The sequence below is a fragment of the Shewanella sairae genome (genome assembly GCF_023283535.1).
Lineage (GTDB): Bacteria > Pseudomonadota > Gammaproteobacteria > Enterobacterales > Shewanellaceae > Shewanella > Shewanella sairae.
On record NZ_JAKILT010000073.1, the window covers coordinates 1 to 18,783 of the forward strand.

General features: G+C 43.3%; 18 protein-coding genes and 1 tRNA gene. 11 read left to right on the forward strand and 8 right to left on the reverse strand.

Annotated features, from left to right (window positions below; genetic code table 11):
• On the forward strand, window positions 1-194 hold a 194-nt coding region (locus L2748_RS21040; RefSeq protein ID WP_248957734.1), incomplete at its 5' end, for an integrase core domain-containing protein.
• Window positions 195-598: 404 nt separating this feature from the next.
• Entirely contained in the window at window positions 599-1,846 is a 1,248-nt protein-coding gene (gene nhaD, locus L2748_RS21045) for a sodium:proton antiporter NhaD (RefSeq protein WP_220782777.1), read from the forward strand.
• 91 nt (window positions 1,847-1,937) lie between these two features.
• Here nhaD and L2748_RS21050 read toward each other — a convergent pair whose 3' ends face one another.
• Together L2748_RS21050 and L2748_RS21055 are read right to left on the reverse strand one after the other, a co-directional pair.
• Complete coding sequence (locus L2748_RS21050) at window positions 1,938-3,005, reverse strand: general secretion pathway protein GspB (RefSeq protein ID WP_220782778.1); 1,068 nt, start codon at window positions 3,003-3,005, stop codon at window positions 1,938-1,940.
• Window positions 3,005-4,618 carry an ExeA family protein gene (locus L2748_RS21055; protein WP_220782779.1) on the reverse strand — a complete coding sequence of 538 codons (1,614 nt, stop codon included), beginning with the start codon at window positions 4,616-4,618 and terminating at the stop codon, window positions 3,005-3,007. Before L2748_RS21055 ends, L2748_RS21050 begins: the two co-directional genes overlap by 1 nt.
• A gap of 446 nt (window positions 4,619-5,064) precedes the next feature.
• Between L2748_RS21055 and L2748_RS21060 the strand changes: the two genes are divergently transcribed.
• Together L2748_RS21060 and L2748_RS21065 are read left to right on the forward strand one after the other, a co-directional pair.
• Window positions 5,065-6,294 (forward strand): multifunctional CCA addition/repair protein, encoded by a 1,230-nt coding sequence (locus L2748_RS21060; RefSeq protein ID WP_220782780.1) that lies wholly within the window; start codon window positions 5,065-5,067, stop codon window positions 6,292-6,294.
• A 224-nt stretch (window positions 6,295-6,518) separates the two neighbouring features.
• Window positions 6,519-6,785 (forward strand): Lpp/OprI family alanine-zipper lipoprotein, encoded by a 267-nt coding sequence (locus L2748_RS21065; RefSeq protein WP_220782781.1) that lies wholly within the window; start codon window positions 6,519-6,521, stop codon window positions 6,783-6,785.
• 216 nt (window positions 6,786-7,001) lie between these two features.
• Here the strand turns inward: L2748_RS21065 and L2748_RS21070 are convergent, their stop codons facing one another.
• The 5 genes from L2748_RS21070 to folB are packed head-to-tail and all read right to left on the reverse strand — an operon-like array spanning window position 7,002 to window position 10,512.
• On the reverse strand, window positions 7,002-7,901 hold the full coding sequence (locus L2748_RS21070) for a L,D-transpeptidase family protein (protein ID WP_220782782.1): 900 nt from the start codon (window positions 7,899-7,901) through the stop codon (window positions 7,002-7,004).
• Between the two features lie 53 nt (window positions 7,902-7,954).
• Window positions 7,955-8,788 carry a putative RNA methyltransferase gene (locus L2748_RS21075; protein ID WP_220782783.1) on the reverse strand — a complete coding sequence of 278 codons (834 nt, stop codon included), beginning with the start codon at window positions 8,786-8,788 and terminating at the stop codon, window positions 7,955-7,957.
• Between the two features lie 54 nt (window positions 8,789-8,842).
• Window positions 8,843-9,643: an undecaprenyl-diphosphate phosphatase gene (locus L2748_RS21080; protein WP_220782784.1), complete on the reverse strand. Its 801-nt coding sequence runs from the start codon at window positions 9,641-9,643 to the stop codon at window positions 8,843-8,845.
• A 23-nt stretch (window positions 9,644-9,666) separates the two neighbouring features.
• Window positions 9,667-10,158, reverse strand: a complete 492-nt coding sequence (gene folK, locus L2748_RS21085; RefSeq protein WP_220782785.1) for a 2-amino-4-hydroxy-6-hydroxymethyldihydropteridine diphosphokinase — start codon at window positions 10,156-10,158, stop codon at window positions 9,667-9,669.
• Window positions 10,159-10,512, reverse strand: coding sequence for a dihydroneopterin aldolase (gene folB, locus L2748_RS21090; protein ID WP_220782786.1), 354 nt, complete (start codon window positions 10,510-10,512; stop codon window positions 10,159-10,161).
• Between the two features lie 310 nt (window positions 10,513-10,822).
• On the opposite strand from folB, the gene plsY reads away from it, so the two are divergent.
• Both plsY and L2748_RS21100 read left to right on the forward strand, forming a co-directional pair.
• Window positions 10,823-11,434, forward strand: a complete 612-nt coding sequence (gene plsY / locus L2748_RS21095; protein ID WP_220782787.1) for a glycerol-3-phosphate 1-O-acyltransferase PlsY — start codon at window positions 10,823-10,825, stop codon at window positions 11,432-11,434.
• 260 nt (window positions 11,435-11,694) lie between these two features.
• A complete protein-coding gene (locus L2748_RS21100; protein WP_220782788.1) occupies window positions 11,695-12,318 on the forward strand; it encodes a 2OG-Fe(II) oxygenase in 624 nt (207 codons plus the stop codon).
• 62 nt (window positions 12,319-12,380) lie between these two features.
• Here L2748_RS21100 and tsaD read toward each other — a convergent pair whose 3' ends face one another.
• Window positions 12,381-13,397 carry a tRNA (adenosine(37)-N6)-threonylcarbamoyltransferase complex transferase subunit TsaD gene (gene tsaD, locus L2748_RS21105; RefSeq protein ID WP_220782789.1) on the reverse strand — a complete coding sequence of 339 codons (1,017 nt, stop codon included), beginning with the start codon at window positions 13,395-13,397 and terminating at the stop codon, window positions 12,381-12,383.
• A gap of 227 nt (window positions 13,398-13,624) precedes the next feature.
• Between tsaD and rpsU the strand changes: the two genes are divergently transcribed.
• From rpsU to L2748_RS21130, 5 genes are all read left to right on the forward strand, one after another.
• Complete coding sequence (gene rpsU / locus L2748_RS21110) at window positions 13,625-13,840, forward strand: 30S ribosomal protein S21 (protein WP_006080725.1); 216 nt, start codon at window positions 13,625-13,627, stop codon at window positions 13,838-13,840.
• A gap of 7 nt (window positions 13,841-13,847) precedes the next feature.
• The gene (locus tag L2748_RS21115; protein WP_220782790.1) at window positions 13,848-14,291 is read left to right on the forward strand and encodes a GatB/YqeY domain-containing protein; all 444 of its coding nucleotides are present in this window, start codon (window positions 13,848-13,850) and stop codon (window positions 14,289-14,291) included.
• 152 nt (window positions 14,292-14,443) lie between these two features.
• Window positions 14,444-16,174: a DNA primase gene (dnaG, locus tag L2748_RS21120; protein ID WP_220782791.1), complete on the forward strand. Its 1,731-nt coding sequence runs from the start codon at window positions 14,444-14,446 to the stop codon at window positions 16,172-16,174.
• A gap of 127 nt (window positions 16,175-16,301) precedes the next feature.
• On the forward strand, window positions 16,302-18,146 hold the full coding sequence (gene rpoD / locus L2748_RS21125; protein WP_220782792.1) for an RNA polymerase sigma factor RpoD: 1,845 nt from the start codon (window positions 16,302-16,304) through the stop codon (window positions 18,144-18,146).
• 345 nt (window positions 18,147-18,491) lie between these two features.
• Window positions 18,492-18,568: transfer RNA gene (locus L2748_RS21130), tRNA-Ile, on the forward strand.
• The last annotated feature ends 215 nt before the right edge of the window (window positions 18,569-18,783 follow it).

Sequence of the window (18,783 nt, forward strand, 5' to 3'; positions counted from 1 at the left end):
ATTGTTGGGATAACGCAGTAATAGAGCGCTTTTTTAGGAGCTTCAAAACAGAGTGGATGCCTAAATATGGCTATAACAGTTTTAAGGAAGCAGAGTTCGACTGCATCAACTATATCTTGAAACACTACAATACAAAACGGGGTCATAGTTACAATAATTACATGACACCAACAGCGGCTGAAACGGCTGCGTAAATACGTATCCCCTATTGGTGTACAGTTTTAGTTGACCACATCATACCTTACGCTACACGGTTAACGATAAGTTTCACAAAAAAAACTCTTAGAACAGCATAAATAGCCTATTCAAATGATGCCGCATGTCCAGCAAAGACAACCGCAAAATTAGTAAAAACTAAACAATGGCAGTTATTATCCCTATTTAGGTTATAGAATTTAGTTTATATCGCTAAATACCCATAAAACCACCACAACACAGATCACAATACACGCAAAAGTTAGAGGTAAGTATTAGTTGCCTTATGCTTTTCACTATGGTCTGATCGCCCCCGCTTCACCCACAAACCTTAAAATAAACTTAAATTGGCGACCCAGCATAAGTTTAGGTACGTCATAACATCACCAATGTGAGTAGCCCTATGTTGTACGCATTTTTGATTTCACTCGCAGTACTGGCTTTATTAAGTATTGTGTTTGAAGAGGTCACCCACCTCAATAAAGCAAAAACCACGCTGTTTTTTGGCTGTATTTCCTGGATAGCCTTGTTTATGGCAGCTGGCGACCCAAGCCATGAAAAGCTCGTCGAGCACCAACTCAATGAAAACCTGTTAGAGATAGCAACTCTTTGGCTGTTTTTAATGTCAACAATGACTTTTGTGGCCTACCTTAATGCCAAGGGCATGATTCAAATCTTGGTGCAAAAGCTGTTTCCTCAGCGTGTATCTGTACGTATGTTGATGATACAAGTCGCGATGTTTTCGCTGGTCTTATCGGCTATTTGTGACAATGTCACTGCAACCTTAGTCTCTCTTGGCTTACTCACGACGTTTAAACTCGATAAGCACATACGTAGGCGTATGGCCGTACTTATTATCTTTGCCGTTAACTCTGGCGGTGTTGCTTTGATTACAGGTGATGTGACTACCTTAATGATTTTCCTTGGCGGTCATGTCGGTATGTCAGAATTGCTCATGCTATTTGTGCCAGCGGCCATCAGCGTCATGCTCTTAGCCTTGCTGTTTTCGTTAAAAGCTGAGGGGCAAGTCAGTACGAGTCCTATCACTAAGCAAGTGCGATCGGTTGATATACTCATTGCGGTGATCTTCTTTACCACTATCGTCATGACGATGGCTCTCAATATCCTATTTGGTATTCCACCAGTTTTAACCTTTTTAACCGGCCTTTCAGTGATGTTTTTAGTTGGACATACGACTAGAAGTGATAAAGAAGAGCTGCAAATCCTTGAGTATATTCGCCAGGTCGAGTACGACACACTGCTATTTTTCTTAGGTATTTTACTACTAGTTGGCATGCTTAAAGAAATAGGTACGCTAGATTTACTCGCCCAAGTTTACGCTCAGTATGATCCCAACATTTCGAATTTTGTTGCTGGTATTGGCTCGGCGCTGCTAGATAATGTGCCACTAACTGCCGCGCTATTAAAAGCAGAGCCAGTGCTCAACACGCCTGAATGGTTAGGTTTAACTTATGCCGTAGGCGTTGGTGGTTCACTGTTAGTGATTGGCTCTGCGGCTGGGATTATTGCCATGAGCAAAGTGAAAGAATTGACCTTTGTCAGCTACCTTAAATATGTACCAGCACTTAGCCTTTGCTACACAGTCGGTTATGGGCTAACACTGTTTTTGGCTTACTATTTATATAATTAATTGCTATTCGTCAGAATGATAAAAACAAAAAGGCCTAACGTGAGTTAGGCCTTTTTGTTAATGCTGCACATTGTTTTATATGCGCGTTACTCTAGATTGCAGGTACTTTAAATTCAGTACCTTGAATCGCTAGCACCACATCTCTTGGCCTTATTTCAACAATAGTCAATTTACCTTGAATACTGTCGCCCTCTTGCAACTCTGCCCCATCAACATTTAACCAACGGTTATCAGCCACACTTGAATAAACATGAGCATTGATATTGAATTCTGGTACTTGTAGCTGCAACCCTGCTGGTAATTGACCATATTTAGGGATAGCGTCAGACTTAGGTGTTGTAGGAATAGGATCCAGCTTCGCTTCCGTCACTGGTGTTTCTACCGATTTTTCTCGCTCTACATCTTTTAAAGCCGCCTCGAAAGCTGCCAGCAGATTATTGTTAGGATCGGGCTCATTTGTTTCCAGTCCCACTTCATTGGCGGCGTACTCAACTTCATACTTCAAAGAGTCGAGTAAATCGTTACCGCGCTTATTGCTATTGGCCCCTAAAATTATTGGCTCATCATCATTACTATAACGATTATTATCTTCTACGACGGTATTAACTTGCTGCTTTGTCGCCGTCTGTGGAAATTCTTGGTCAACACTTTCTTGTGCGTTGAGTAAGGCTGCCATTAATGGGTTGTCTAACGCCTCATCAGAATTATTACTGATATAGTTAGCCGCTTCTGGTTGAGTAGAGTTAGCTCTTGAATTAGCCCCAGCATTAAAGCCTGACTGACCACTGACATGTAGCGCTGTCTGCGGTGCTAGAGACTGTGCGATCGGCAAGGCAACTTTGCCCGCTAATCGCACCTCTGCTATAGGGGCTTTTTGAGTAGAACTATTTTGACTACTGCTGTTTTGGCTAATGCTAGCCGGAGCTGCATGTTCATCAATAGACGAGACTTGCTCAGTTATAGGAGAAAATACTTTACTTACTAGCCAAGCCGCTAAAACCATTAATAGTAATGCAAGCACGAAAAGCGCCGCAAATTTAACGCCTCCACTTGTTGCCTGTTTCGCTTTATATGGCGCTCTGGGCGTTAACACTACATCATGAGTTATGGCTTGAGACTGCTGTTTATCTCGCGTCACTGCATCGAGTAAAATCGACATTAATACAACCTCTTGCTTTGACCTAGGCGCGGGCCAGCCTCACTCAAGTACAAATTCAGCTGTATTAACGTTTGTGAGCCAGCAATGCCATCAGCAATTAATCCATGCTGACGCTGAAATGCCTTAAGCTTTTGCTCAAGTTCAGTGTCGAAATGGTCCACTAACCGTGGCGCGCTATCGGTCACCCGCGCTAAACTATTTTCTAACCACTGAACTTGGGCTTGATTCGCCGATTGACCAATCTCTTTGGGTTGATTTCGTGGCGCCTGCCACAATATTTCAAACGTACCGGTAAAGTGTCGATTAAACCAATCGCGGCTGACCCATAGTTGCTGCTCATTAAGTTGCAGTAACACTTGTTCACCTTGTCTAGATATCAAGGTACCGTAGAAAGCTTGTTGGTTATCATCGGCTAAATAAACCACTGCAGGGTAATTTAGCCGCACCAATGAGTGCCAGTTACCTTGCTGCTGAAAACAATCTAAGCCTTGCTGCTGCGCAGACTGACAAGCTGATAGACCGATATAGGGCACTTTACCCCACAAGCCTAAAATACTGGCATAAGCGCTATCAATATCACGACTTTGAGAAATCGCATTATTCAGCACTCGCTGGCTACTGCTTAATGTTTGGCTTTCCACTTTGGCCAGAGCATTCACTTGGGCCGCAGGCTCTGTTTTCGATACTGTTTTTGCAGTATTCATAGCCTGGTTATTTTGCGGCATAAACAAATATAAGGCTACGCCAAAGGTGACCGCTAGTGATGCCGCTATTGCCACAGGCTTTAATACATTGTGTTGCTTTGGTTCCTCACCTAACACTTCAGCTGATGCTAGGCGTACCATTTTGTTATCAATCGGCACTTTCGATTGGGCGTAACTAGCCATTAACGCGCGTTCGCATAATAGATTTATCAGGCGGGGAATTCCGCCACTGTATTTGTGCAGCGCCTTAATCGCACTCTTGTGAAATAGCGGCTCATGACGCCCAGCGACTTGCAGACGATGCTGCACATATAACGCAACCTCTTCAATGGTAAGTGGCAACAGGTGGTAGCGCGCTGTAATGCGCTGCGCCAATTGGCGAAGCTCTTGGCGTTTTAGCAACTGCTGTAATTCAGGCTGGCCAATCAAAATCACCTGCAACAGCTTTTTAGTGTCTGTTTCTAGATTAGTAAGCAATCTTAGCTGCTCTAGTACTTCAGCCCTAAGATGCTGCGCCTCATCAATAATCAGCACAGTGTTGCGGTCTTTGCTGTGGTTTTCCAATAGGAATTTACTGATCAAATCCGTTAATTGTTTAAGACTTGGCTCCTCGCCATAAACAATCCCGAGCTCATCGCATAAGGTAGCAAGCAGCTCCGACTCTGTTAGCGATGGGTTAAGGATAAATGCGGTATCAGTATTATCTGGCAGCTGTTTTAATAGGCAGCGCGATACAGTGGTTTTACCTGTACCCACTTCTCCGGTCAATAATACAAAACCGCCTGTTTCACCTAGCCCGTAAGTTAGATGTGCCAGCGCTTCTCTATGGCGATCACTTAAAAACAAATAGTGAGGATTAGGAGCAATAGAAAACGGATTGTCATTTAAGCCAAAGAAAGCCTTATACATGCGAGCTTTTATCCTTTTAAAACCATGCAAAGCCTACCCGATTATGAGTAAGCACTTTTATTATGCTAATCACACTATACCACTGCCATAGTGTCAAACACGGGTTAGGCACAATATTAACTAAAGCGCTAAGACTAGCGCTGTCGTGCTATTGAAAATATTAATAGCCAATGTGTAGCTCACGTTAAAGCTAAGGGCAATGCTTGTCAAAATTTGTCGCCACTAAATAAGCTTTAGCGCACATTAAATCGCTTAACATAAAGCCGTGATTAACGCTGTTTTTGAGCCTGACTGTTATAGTATCAAAATCGCATCAATTTAATGCGGATTTGACCGTAATGCGGGTAAATGTGGTGATGCGGTGATGTTAAACAAAACATAAATGCCCAAAGCGAAAACTCGAACCATGTTACAATCACAACCCTGTTATGTAAGTGAGCAATCTTGTGAAAATTTACCTCGTAGGCGGCGCTGTCCGCGATAAATTACTTAAGCTTGAAGTGAAAGATCATGACTATATGGTTGTGGGTGCAACACCTGAGCAGATGCTGGCTAAAGGGTTTACTCAAGTAGGCAAAGATTTCCCGGTATTTCTACACCCAAAAACAAGCCAAGAATATGCACTTGCCCGTACTGAACGCAAAACTGCGAAAGGATATGGCGGTTTCAGTGTGGATGCAGCGCCCAATGTTACCCTAGAGCAAGACTTACTACGCCGCGATCTCACGATTAATGCTATTGCAGAAGATGACGCTGGTAACTTGTATGACCCATACCAAGGTATTGCCGATCTCGAACAGCGTCTACTCAGGCATGTATCCGATGCGTTTATTGAAGATCCGCTGCGAGTTTTACGCGTTGCCCGTTTTGCTGCGCGCTTTCACTCGTTAGGTTTCAAGGTTGCGCCAGAGACGATGGCATTAATGACTCAGCTGAGCCAAAGTGGTGAGCTAGAAGCGTTAACGGCTGAACGTGTTTATGTCGAACTCAATAAAGCTTTAGCGACCGACAATCCTCAAGTCTTTTTTGAAGTTTTGAGGCAATGTGGTGCGTTAGCAGTACTATTTCCGGAAATCGAAGCATTATTTGGTGTACCACAACCAGAGAAGTGGCACCCAGAGATAGACACTGGCGTACATACCTTAATGGTACTAGAGCAATCAGCTAAGCTCAGCAAAGATAATACAGTGCGCTTTGCAGCCCTCGTACATGATTTAGGCAAAGCGTTAAGTCCAAAAGACCATTTACCTAAACATCATGGTCATGGCCAGAAAGGCTTACCATTAATCAAAGCGCTGTGTACACGATATAGAATACCTAATGAATACCGAGACTTAGCGTTATTAGTCAGTGACCAACACCAAAATATTCATAAAATCACCGAACTCAGAGCTGACACCATAGTAAAACTGTTTGATAAAGCTGATTTTTGGCGTAAACCGCAACGCCTTGAGCAACTCTTATTAGCCTGTGAGGCAGATAGTAAAGGCCGTTTAGGGTTAGAGTTTCAACCTTATCCTCAAGCAAAGTATTTAAAGGCCTGTTTTGCGGCTGCATCTAATATTGCTGTTCAATCAATTATTGAAAAAGGCTTTAAGGGCGCAGAGATCCGTGAGCAGCTATCTATGGAAAGGATTACCGCAGTACAGACGATTAAAGACTTACAAAGCATTTAGACTAAATAAAAACATAATAAATTCACATTTATGAACTAAGATTATAAATACCTTGTTCACGGTTTATTTGCACTTAACTTGCAATTGCTCAAATTTTCATTAAGTTATTCAGAGCTTAGCGTTAAAAGGCATAGCAAAATTTTTTCTCTGTGACATAATTAACGAGTTCAGTTGTGATGTGCAGCTGTGCTTATTTGAACCAACCTATATAAAGGGAATTCCCGATGAATAAAAAAGTACTTATGATTGCTGGTGTAGCAATGACTGCCCTTCTAGGTGGCTGTGCAAACACTACTGCTCTTGAAGAAAGCGTTGCAAACCTAGGTAACAAAGTTGACCAGCTTTCAGCTGAAGTTAGCTCTCTAAAATCAGATCACGGCAAATTGTCTGCAGACATCAACGATGCTAAAGCAGCAGCTATGGACGCACAAGCAGAAGCTCAGCGTGCTAACGACCGTATCGACAACGTAGCATCTTCTTACAAGAAGTAATTACGTTTAGGAATTTATCCTGTTTTTAACAGAATAACTCCTTAGGCTTGGTTCCAAGTATTGCACTTGAAGCCAAGCCTTAAATTTATCTGCTATCAGCTCCAGCCTTATCAAACAATTTAGCCGCGTTCGCAACCACTATGCTAAATCATCAACTTAAAGACACAAAAAAGCGCCCTTAAAGGACGCCTTTCACAAGTACGTAATCAGCAGCAACTAGCTTTGAATATTCACAGGAATACCCGCTTGAGTTAATAAAGCATCGTTGGCTTTAGTGTAATCGACTTCATCTTTACCAATAAATTCAACTACGCCACGCTTCATTTCTCTCACCGTATTATCACCACCATCAGCCGTAGATAATGGCGAGTGAACTTCAATTAACTGACGCCCATCAGGCTCAGTAGATGTCTTCACGGTTTCATTAATAATAGTGACCTGATCGCCATATTTAACTTTATCAAACAACCATTCAATATCATCAGGGTTTAGACGAATACAGCCAGCACTTACGCGCATCCCAATACCAAAGTCTTTATTGGTGCCGTGAATAAGGTAGCTACCATCACCATAAGAAAGTTGAATAGCAAACTTACCCAAAGGATTTTCAGGACCTGCTGGCACCACACGTGGCAGTACCTCACCACGTTCTTCTAAATGCTCTTTACGAATACTGGCTGGCGGCGTCCAACTTGGATTAGGAATGCGCGACTTAATTCGCGTCACCATCTCAGGGGTCTCGCGACCAACACGCCCAATCCCCACAGGGAACACATGCACTTCCTTGCCACCTTTCGGGAAAAAGTAAAGACGCAATTCGGCAAGATTAATCACCACGCCCTTATGCGGTACGTCAGGTAATAACATTTGTGTTGGGATTAACAAACTGGTGCCAGGAGTCGGTAAAAATGGGTCAACTCCGGGGTTAGACTGCATCAATTCCAAGATACCAATATTGTATTGTTTTGAAATTGTCTGAAAGTAATCCCCTTTTTGTACCACATGTTGTTGCAACTCCCCAACAAGGCGACTGCCATCTTGAGGAATAGAGTAAACATTGGCAAATGCAGCCAGTGGCACAAATGCCAGGATGAACAACAGCAAGTTTCGCATCATCAGTTTGTCAATTTCCATTAGGTTGAATGAGCTAAGGTTACCCTGAGTACGGCTTATTTTCTAGTCATCACATTAATAACAAAATCAATTTCTAGAGCGTCAAACTTAGCATTTTGGATCTCATGACGAACTTTATCGTTCGCACGCCATGCATAAGGTGTCATTTCTAAGAGGGCTATCGCCTGTTCGCCAGATATGTTTGCCGTTAACGACAAACGTTCACTGTGTTGTAGCTCCAGCTCTTTAGGTAAATTTTCACTCAGAGGCTTCTCTGTTAGCCCAGGATAAATAAACTCACGGATTTGCCACAAATGTCTTGGGCCAGCAGCAACTTGCAATAGTACGCCATCTTGCTTTAAGACTCGTGTCAGCTCTTTGCCTTTTAATTGCTTATCAATTAGTGTGACTAGGTCAAAGCTTTCATTGGCAAACGGTAAGTGCTTAAGCGTTGAAACAATATAAGTTGGAGTCGGTTCTGCTTTTGCTGCAGCGAAAATCGCGTTTTCAGCTTCACATATGCCCGTTTGCGATAATGCTAATGCTGGTGTTTGCTCAGCTAAAATCTCCTTTAGCGTTCGCAGGAAATAACCATCACCACAATCAAAATCAAGCTGTGACAGAGCATCAGCTGTAACCACTTGTGGCAGCGCTGCAATCACTCTCGCCATAGCTTGCGCCAGAGGAACATAAATTCCTGACTCAAGTACATAGCGTTTGGCCCGCATAATCGCTCGTGAATCTGTTTTTAATTTTTTGGGTTGGCTAAAAACCCAGTAACCATGTTCATTGACATCAAAGTGATGCTTATTTTCACAATGTAAGCCTTTTGACTCTTCGTGCACCTTAAAAGGTGACTGGCAAACCGGGCAAAGGTAAATACTATTCATTACACACTCATCATTAAAAATAGGAACTTTTGACTTTGCTAAAACAAAATCTAATTATAGGAAAATCACACCACAAAGTACTGCGCCTAGCGCCAAACGGTAAATAACAAAAGGTGTCATTCCCATCTTACTAATGATTTTCAAGAAGTAATGAATACAAATATAAGCGGCAATAAATGACACTAAAATCCCCAAACCTAGGGCCTGATAGTCAATAGCTTGACCGCTTTCCAGCAGATCTTTAGTCACCAAAATAGCCGCACCTAAACTTACGGGTACAGACATTAAAAATGAAAAACGCGCAGCGGCTTCTCGGCTTAAGCCTAGCATCAATGCCGCTGTAATCGTTGCACCAGAGCGAGAGGTCCCAGGAATTAAAGCCATCGCTTGAGCAATACCTATCACCAATGCTTTTTTCCAGCCAACTTGAAACTCAGTAAAACCTTGGCGCTGCATTCTGTCGGCCCACCAAAGTAATAGACCAAAAATAATCGTCGTCGCCGCAATCACTTCAATATTACGCAAATGCGTTGAAATAAAGTCTTTTGCGGTGAAACCAACGATAACGGCAGGAATCGTGGCCAAAATAATCCACCATGCAAGCTTACTCTCTTGAGTCTGCTCTCGGCTTACAATGCTACCTGACCAGGCCGTAAACATCGACCAAAGCTCACGACGAAAATACATCACTACGGCGAGTAGCGAGCCAGTATTAACAGCCACATCGAATGACAAACCTTGATCTTCCCAGCCTAATAATTGTGCTGGTAAAATAAGGTGTGCCGAACTAGAGATAGGTAAAAACTCAGTGAGGCCCTGAATAAGAGCCAGTAAAATCACCAGAAAGGTGTCCATAACGATCCTAAATCAAAAATATTTTACTTAGACCAGTTAAATTCAACTGGCCATAACGTTTGTGATGTTTTGTCATAGGCATTCCATAAGGCTTGGTATGACTGATTGACAACGGGGTGGCATAACGAAGGTGCTATCTCAGCTAATGGCCATAAAACAAAGGCATTATACAGGATCTCAGCCCGAGGTAGCTCAATGGGGTGATTGCATATAGTGTCGTCAAGTAACAACAGGTCTAAATCTAATGTTCTCGGTGCAAATTTCTTAGCCCCTTTCACGCGTCCATGGTCTTGCTCAATCTGCTTAAAGGTACTTACCACCTCAGCGATAGATAACTCTGTCTCGGCAGCAACCACCATATTTAAGAAGTTAGTACCATCAAAACCAACGGCTTCACTTTCAAATACAGACGATAATACTAGCTCGCCAAAATGAGCCTCAAGATCAATCACTGCTGCTTTTAGGTGACGCTCAGGGTCTATGTTGCTACCTAAGCTGATAAAAATCTTAGCCATTTATGCGTGACCTCTTTCTATTTCTACGCCCACTGCAGATGCTGACGGTACAGCACCGGGTTTCATCACTTTGACTTTAACCCAAGGTACATTAAATTCTGTCATCACACAGGTCGCAACCATTTCAGCTACCGTTTCTATTAATTCAATCGGCTTTTCGGTAATTAACGCCGTTAATTTATTTGAAACCGTTTCATAGCAAAGTGCATGTTGATAATCATCACTTGCTGCCGCCCGGCGATTATCCCAAGCCATATCTAAATCAATAAGTAAGCTCTGATGGATCTGTTTTTCCCACTCATAGACCCCGATTACGGTTTCAATTCTCAACTCTCTAATCAGTACTTTATCCATCATATCTCCAAAACTTTAATCCATGACACTGAGGTCTGATAAGCTAAAACGGACAAAAGAGATATAATCCGCCACAAAGCTGAAATAATACGCTAACGCTCTTTCTAACAAGAGCAAAGCAAAGTAGGATAAGTCTCGCTAAATAAAGAAATATTGAAAGCTGTCGCTTTAAAACAACACAGCTTAGACAGAGCTTATAACTACTTTTAGCGCGCTGATTATTTGCTTATTTAATTAATGGCGAATAAAACACTTAAGCGCATTTTTTAATGTGGCGCGATGATACCCTAAGACGGATAAGGAAACCAATTTGACCATTACACTACTAACAATAGCCATGATATTGGGTGCCTATTTAGCGGGCTCAATCTCCAGTGCTGTGCTGGTGTGTAAAGTCCGTGGGCTCCCTGACCCACGAAGTCAAGGTTCCGGTAATCCAGGCGCAACCAATGTATTACGTATCGGAGGCGCTAGCTCAGCCGCTTTGGTACTGTTTTTTGATATGCTAAAAGGTGCCGCGCCGGCATATTTAGCTTTCCGCTTAGGTGTCGACCCTATCGCGCTAGGAGTGATTGCCATTGCCGCTTGCCTTGGACATATCTTCCCAATCTTTTTTCACTTTAAAGGTGGCAAAGGCGTGGCAACCGCATTCGGGGCTATGGCTCCTATCGGTCACGATCTAGCATTATGCTTAATGAGTTCTTGGATAGTCATCGCTTTGGTTACGCGTTACTCCTCTTTTGCGGCAATCTGCACCGCGATGTTGGCCCCAGTTTTTACTTGGTGGTTAGATGACAGGTTCACCATCCCTGTAGCAATGCTATCGACGCTTATCGTTATCCGTCATAAAGATAATATTAAGCGTTTAATCCGGGGCGAAGAATCTAAAGTTTCGCGTAAGAAACGCTCAAAAACACCGTAAACGATTAACCTTTATCACTCGCTTACCACGCAAATATCTCACAGCTAGTACTCATCAACTTTACCACTAAATAACCTCGTCAGACCTAAACCTAAATTCGATTGCTTTTTAATAGCTCCAGTCTATAATCGCGCCGATTTTTCCTGGGTATCCCGGTTCATCCGAGTCACTACCTGTTCTGACACTACCTCGAATACAGTGTCCCTCACGGACCTGCCAGTAAAGCTATCGTGTTTGCTCCTTTTTCTGAGTACAAAGTTATGCTTCCACAACTAAGTGAAGCTGTGATGGATACCATTGCTGATGCATTGGTTGAAACCGGTTATATCGTGCTGTCTGACACCTTGCCTGCGGCTGTTTGCGAACAGTTATTACAAACCTCTAAGAATGCGACTTGGGATGATTTTCGCCCGGCAGCCATTGGACGTGGTGGCGAGCAACAATTAGTAGACAGTATTCGTAGCGACCAGATCCGCTGGCTAACAGAGCAACGCCCGGCAGATAAACAGTATTTAGATCTAATGACTCAGTTACGCGAAGGCATGAATAAACGCCTATTTATGGGATTATTTGATTTTGAAAGCCACTACGCGATTTATGAACCCGGCGCGTTTTATCAAAAGCATTCGGACGTATTGCAAGGCAGCAGAAACCGTATTCTGACCTCAGTATTATTTCTCAATCATGACTGGCAAGCTGAGCATGCTGGTGAGCTCGTGGTCTATGACGAGCAAGACAACAAGCTAGAAACCATTACCCCAGAATTTGGTAAATGGGTGGTATTTTTAAGCGAGCGCTTCCCCCATGAAGTATTACCGACGACGGTTAACCGCTACAGCATTGCTGGCTGGTTTCGCGTCAGCAATGCTAATCACGGTTTCTAATACGTGGTCATTACCAATAAAAACGGCGCTCAATGAGCGCCGTTTTTATATTCTATTTCGCCTTAATCTACCGGCTCTAATGTATCAAGCGGCCACCTAGGCTGCCCTTTTACCGCTAAATCTTCAGTTTGACCGGCTTTTAAACGCTGTAGACCCGCATAAGCGATCATTGCGCCATTATCTGTGCAGAACTCACCTCGTGGATAATAAACCTTACCACCTAAGCCTTGCATCATATCGGCAAGCGATGAGCGTAAACGGGTATTAGCACTAACGCCGCCAGCAATAACCAGATTCTTATAACCGGTTTGCTTTAATGCGCGCTTACATTTAATTGCTAAAGTATCGACTACAGCTTCTTCAAATGCGCAGGCGATATTGGCGCGAGTTTGATCATCTTTAGGCTCTGCAGCAATCGTATTAGCAGCAAAAGTTTTCAAACCAGAGAAACTCATATTAAGTCCAGGTTTGTCAGTCATTGGGCGCGGAAAACGATAGCTATTTGGCACGCCTTTGGCGGCAAGTTTTGATAGCCTTGGACCACCAGGATAATCAAGCCCCATTAACTTAGCCGTTTTATCGAACGCTTCACCGGCAGCATCATCAACAGACTCACCCAGCACTTCATAGCGACCAATACCTTCAACACCAACGATCATTGAATGACCACCAGAAACTAACAAGGCAAGAAACGGAAATTCAGGCACGTCATCTTCTAGCATTGGCGCAAGCAGATGCCCTTCCATGTGGTGTACACCAATTGCAGGCTTATCCCAAGAAAAAGCTAAAGCACGCCCCACACAAGCGCCCACTAATAATGCGCCAATAAGACCTGGACCTTTGGTGTAAGCAATGCCGTCAAGATCATCGATGCTCATATTCGCATCGGCAAGTGCTTGGCGTATTAAAGGCACAATCTTGCGAACATGATCTCGTGATGCAAGTTCAGGCACGACTCCACCATAGTCAGCATGCAATTTAACCTGACTATAAAGCGCATGCGATAGCAGGCCCTTTTCATCATCATAAACTGCAATACCTGTTTCATCACAGGATGTTTCTATACCTAAAACCCGCATTATTTTCCGTCTTCGGTTGACATAATTACCGCTAATTCTACCTGCTGTGCTTTAATTACTCCATAGTGCTGTCGCGGTCTGCGGATAATATCGTCGATTATGACTATTCTGATCGCTATAAGGGGTTTACAAGAGGGTCTAAGTCGGTATAGAATTCCGCACCATTTTTAAATTATCTGAGTCAAGTAATTGTCTCAATACAACCTACACCTAAGGGGTGATGGCGTATGCCAATTATTAAAGTACGTGAAAACGAACCATTCGACGTAGCTCTACGTCGTTTCAAGCGCTCTTGTGAAAAAGCTGGTATCCTAGCTGACGTTCGCGCTCGTGAATTCTACGAGAAGCCAACTACTGCACGTAAGCGTGCTAAAGCCGCTGCAGTTAAGCGTCTTGCTAAGAAGCTTTCTCGCGAAAACGCACGTCGCGTACGTTTATACTAATCTCATTATGAGCCTAGTTGATCAGCTAAAAGACCAAATGAAGGAAGCCATGCGCGCGAAAGAAAAGCTGCGTTTGGGGGCTATTCGTATGGCACTAGCCGCCGTTAAGCAAGTTGAAGTGGACACCCGCGAGACTCTGACTAACGACCAAGCTATAGCGGTCTTAACCAAAATGGTAAAACAGCGTCGTGACTCTATTGCTCAATATGAAGCAGCAGGTCGTGACGAACTAGCACAAATTGAAGCAGATGAAATTCTAGTTTTAGAAAAGTTTCTGCCTCAACCACTTTCTGAAGAGGAAGTAATTGCGCTAGTTGATGCAAGCATCGTTGAGATGGGCGCGTCCACCATGGCGGATATGGGTAAAGTAATGGGAGCTTTAAAACCAAAAGTTATGGGTAGAGCTGACATGGCGGCAATTGGCGCTATGATCCGTGCAAAACTTAAGTAACTTTAGTTTTATTGCATGAATGAGCCGTGCTTCTGCACGGCTTGTTTGTTTTCGAAATACCCAAAATTGAGTTCACAGAGCGTTTGATTTCACGAAACGTCTGATTCAAGTAACTTTTAATTTCACGTAAAAAGGCGGCATTTAACAATCTAATGGCGATACCTCGTGATTTTATTAATGAGCTAGTTGCTCGCACTGATATTGTCGATCTAATCGACCCCAAAGTGCCCCTTAAAAAGGCGGGTAAAAACCACTCTGCCTGTTGTCCTTTTCATAGCGAAAAATCTCCCTCTTTTACGGTTAGCAGAGACAAACAGTTTTACCATTGTTTTGGCTGCGGTGCACACGGCAACGTGATTGATTTTGTCATGGAATATGACCGACTCGATTTTGTTGACGCCATTGAAGAACTCGCCGGACAACTGGGACTTGAAGTTCCACGGGAACAAGGCACTGGCAAACCACGCGACCAAGAGTTAAGTCGCGATTTATATCAGTTAATGGAAGAAGCCAGTAACTTCTTTCAAAGTCAGCTTAGACAGCACACAGACAAGCAAAAAGTTCTTGATTATTTAACACATCGAGGCCTTTCAAAAGAAGTCGTTGAGCACTTCAATATCGGTTTTGCACCCGATGGCTGGGATGGCTTATTAAGCCGTTACCGCCAGAACCAAGATTCGCAAGACAAGCTACTCACCGCCGGTATGGTTATTGAGAATGATAGCGGTAAACGCTATGACAGATTCCGTGACCGACTTATGTTTCCTATTCGCGATAGACGCGGACGAGTCATTGGCTTTGGTGGCCGAGTTTTAGGGGACGGTACGCCGAAGTACTTGAATTCTCCAGAAACGCCCATATTTCATAAGGGCAATGAACTTTACGGTCTTTACGAAGTTAAACAACGCCATCGTGACCCACAACGAATTTTAATTGTTGAAGGTTACATGGATGTGGTTGCTTTAGCGCAATTTGACGTTGACTATGCTGTCGCTTCGCTAGGAACGTCAACCACAGCTGATCAATTCCAGCTGTTGCTGCGTAGTGCAAAAGAAGTCATTTGTTGCTACGACGGCGACAAAGCAGGTAAAGAAGCCGCTTGGCGCGCATTAGAAACCGCATTACCTTTGCTAAAGCCTGGTAACCAAGTTCGCTTTATGTTCCTACCAGAGGGAGAAGATCCTGATACCTTGGTAAGGCAAATAGGTAAAGACCAGTTTGAAGCCCAAATAGACCAAGCCATGGCGCTACCCGAGTTTTTATTTGAAAACCTCGCAAAAACCTACGGCAACGAAGACAAAAGTGTGTTGGCAAAAAATGCCATCAAACTCATAGAAAAAGTACAGGACACCGTCCTACAGAGCCTGTTACTCGAAGATTTAGCCCATAAGCTAAGAATGAACGGTGCTGATGAGCTTAAACGAAAATTCAACTTTTCGACTAAGACAGCTGAAAAGCCAAATCAGCACAAAGCGTTGAAAGGACGCGGTACACCTCTGCGATTAGCCATCGCATTGTTAGTACAGCATCCGCGTTTAGGCGAGAACTTGCCTGAACAACCAGCGCTAAAACATATACAGATGGCCGGCATTGACTTGCTGACCCTTGTATTAGATTTAACTCGCGGACAAGTGATAAGCAGCGCACAACTACTTGAACAGTTTAGGGGCGATAACCAATTCAGCACCCTAAAAAAACTGACCCAATGGGATCATCAAGTGGCGGATGAAAACTTGCTTCAAAAGTTAAAAGAAACACTCGTTTGGTTAAACAACCAGTATCTTGAGCAACGTTACCAAGAACTGAGTATGAAGCAGAACCTGACGAAAGAAGAGCGGCTACAGCTTAGCAAACTAATTTCAGTGATTAAAAACAAGGCTTAATTAGTATTTGAGCCTCAAAAGTAACCACTTGGACTAGCACAGACAAGCGCCGAAGGCTATAATTGACGACTTGCGTGGCTGTTTTTCGCCCGTCGTTTTAACTGTATTCCCAACTTGGATGATATCTATGGATCATACTCCGCAGTCGCAACTTAAATTGTTGCTCGCCAAAGGTAAAGAGCAAGGTTATTTAACCTATGCAGAAGTGAACGATCACTTACCTGCAGACATGGTCGATTCTGACCAGATTGAAGATATTATCCAGATGATCAATGACATGGGTATTCGAGTCTATGAACAGGCTCCGGATGCTGATGAAATCATGATGTCTGAAGACAGCACCGATGATGATGCTGCAGAAGAAGCTGCTGCTGCACTTGCAACAGTAGAAGCTGAATTAGGTCGTACGACTGACCCTGTACGTATGTACATGCGTGAAATGGGTACCGTTGAACTTCTAACCCGTGAAGGCGAGATTGTTATCGCTAAGCGTATCGAAGAAGGCATCAACACGGTTCAAGCATCGGTTGCGGAATACCCGCAAGCGATTGCCATGATCCTTGAGCAATACGATCGTTACGAAGCTGAAGAAGTCAGACTTTCTGACATTATCTCTGGATTTGTCGATCCAAATGCAGAAGATGTGGCTCCAACAGCGACTCACGTTGGTTCAGAATTATCTGATGATGATTTAGATGATGAAGATGACGATGATGATGATGACGATGACGATGATGCAGAAGAAGAGGAAGGTCCAAAAGGTCCGGATCCTGAAGAAGCTAAAGAGAAGTTCACAACACTTCGCCTAGCTCACGAAAATGCATTAAGAATCATTGCTGAAAAAGGTCGTGGTCACCCTGAGTCGACTGTAGCCCTATTTGAAATTGGCGAGATCTTCAAAGAGTTCCGTTTGATGCCTAAGCAGTTCGACCGCTTAGTTAAGAACATGCGCTCTATGATGGACAAAGTCCGTGTTCAAGAACGTTTGATCATGAAGCTTTGTGTTGAACAAGCCAAAATGCCGAAGAAAAACTTCGTCAAAGTATACACTAGCAACGAAAGCAGCATCGAGTGGTTCAACGACGAGTTAGCATCAGGTAAGCCATATGTAGAAGGTCTACAAATGGTTGAATTTGATGTTCAACGTTGCCGTGCAAAGCTTGACGCAATTGAGACTGAAACTGGTCTTGCTATTGGTGCTATTAAAGATATCAACCGTCGTATGTCTATCGGTGAAGCGAAAGCTCGCCGTGCAAAGAAAGAGATGGTTGAAGCGAACTTACGTCTAGTAATTTCTATCGCGAAAAAGTACACCAACCGTGGTCTACAGTTCTTGGATCTTATCCAGGAAGGTAACATCGGTCTGATGAAAGCGGTAGATAAGTTCGAATACCGTCGTGGTTATAAGTTCTCGACCTATGCAACTTGGTGGATCCGTCAGGCGATCACTCGCTCTATTGCTGACCAAGCAAGAACGATCCGTATCCCAGTACATATGATTGAGACAATCAACAAGCTTAACCGTATCTCTCGTCAAATGTTACAAGAGATGGGTCGCGAGCCTTCTCCTGAAGAGTTGGCAGAGCGCATGTTAATGCCTGAAGATAAGATCCGTAAGGTACTTAAGATTGCTAAAGAGCCTATCTCAATGGAAACGCCTATTGGTGACGATGAAGATTCGCACTTAGGTGACTTTATTGAAGATACGACACTTGAACTACCTCTTGATTCAGCGACAGGCGAAAGCTTGAAGAACGCGACTCACGAAGTACTAGCAGGTCTTACAGCTCGTGAAGCTAAAGTACTGCGTATGCGTTTCGGTATCGACATGAACACTGACCACACGCTAGAAGAAGTGGGTAAGCAGTTTGACGTAACACGTGAACGTATTCGTCAGATTGAAGCTAAAGCGCTACGTAAGTTGCGTCACCCTTCTCGCTCAGAGATCTTAAAGTCATTCCTAGACGAGTAGTCTAGTTATTGATATTGAGTAACCGTTTTACACGGTATATCAAATAGAAAAGCTGCCTATTCGGCAGCTTTTTTTTTGCTTAAAATAAATTCCGATAAACAAAATCCGCTGTATTAAACATTCTTACGAATCAAGTTTAGACCTTTCTTATTCAGTGCTAAATTTCTGAATTAACCCAAAAAGTTCTATTCAGCTTAACTGCTAATATAAAAACTAACGAAATATTGATTAACAGATAGGCAGTCGTGCTGTTATAAGCCGTTTTTTAGCAAAATCGCTGGTGACAAGCAGTTACAAACCTCGTATACTTCTTTCCGCTTTCGATAGTGACGACTATCTTAAGTCGGCCCCTTAGCTCAGTTGGTTAGAGCATACGACTCATAATCGTCAGGTCCACAGTTCAAGTCTGTGAGGGGCCACCAATTTAAACGGAAAAGCCTACCTTGTGTAGGCTTTTTTGTATCTGCAGAAAATGACATGGCTTCATATAAAAAACCTTAATCGTCATCAATTCATGCAGTTCAAGTCTGCGAAGACCACCAATTTAAACGGAAAAGCCTACCTTGTGTAGGCTTTTTTGTATCTGCAGAAAATGACATGGCTTCAAATAAAAATCTTAATCGTCATCAATTCATGC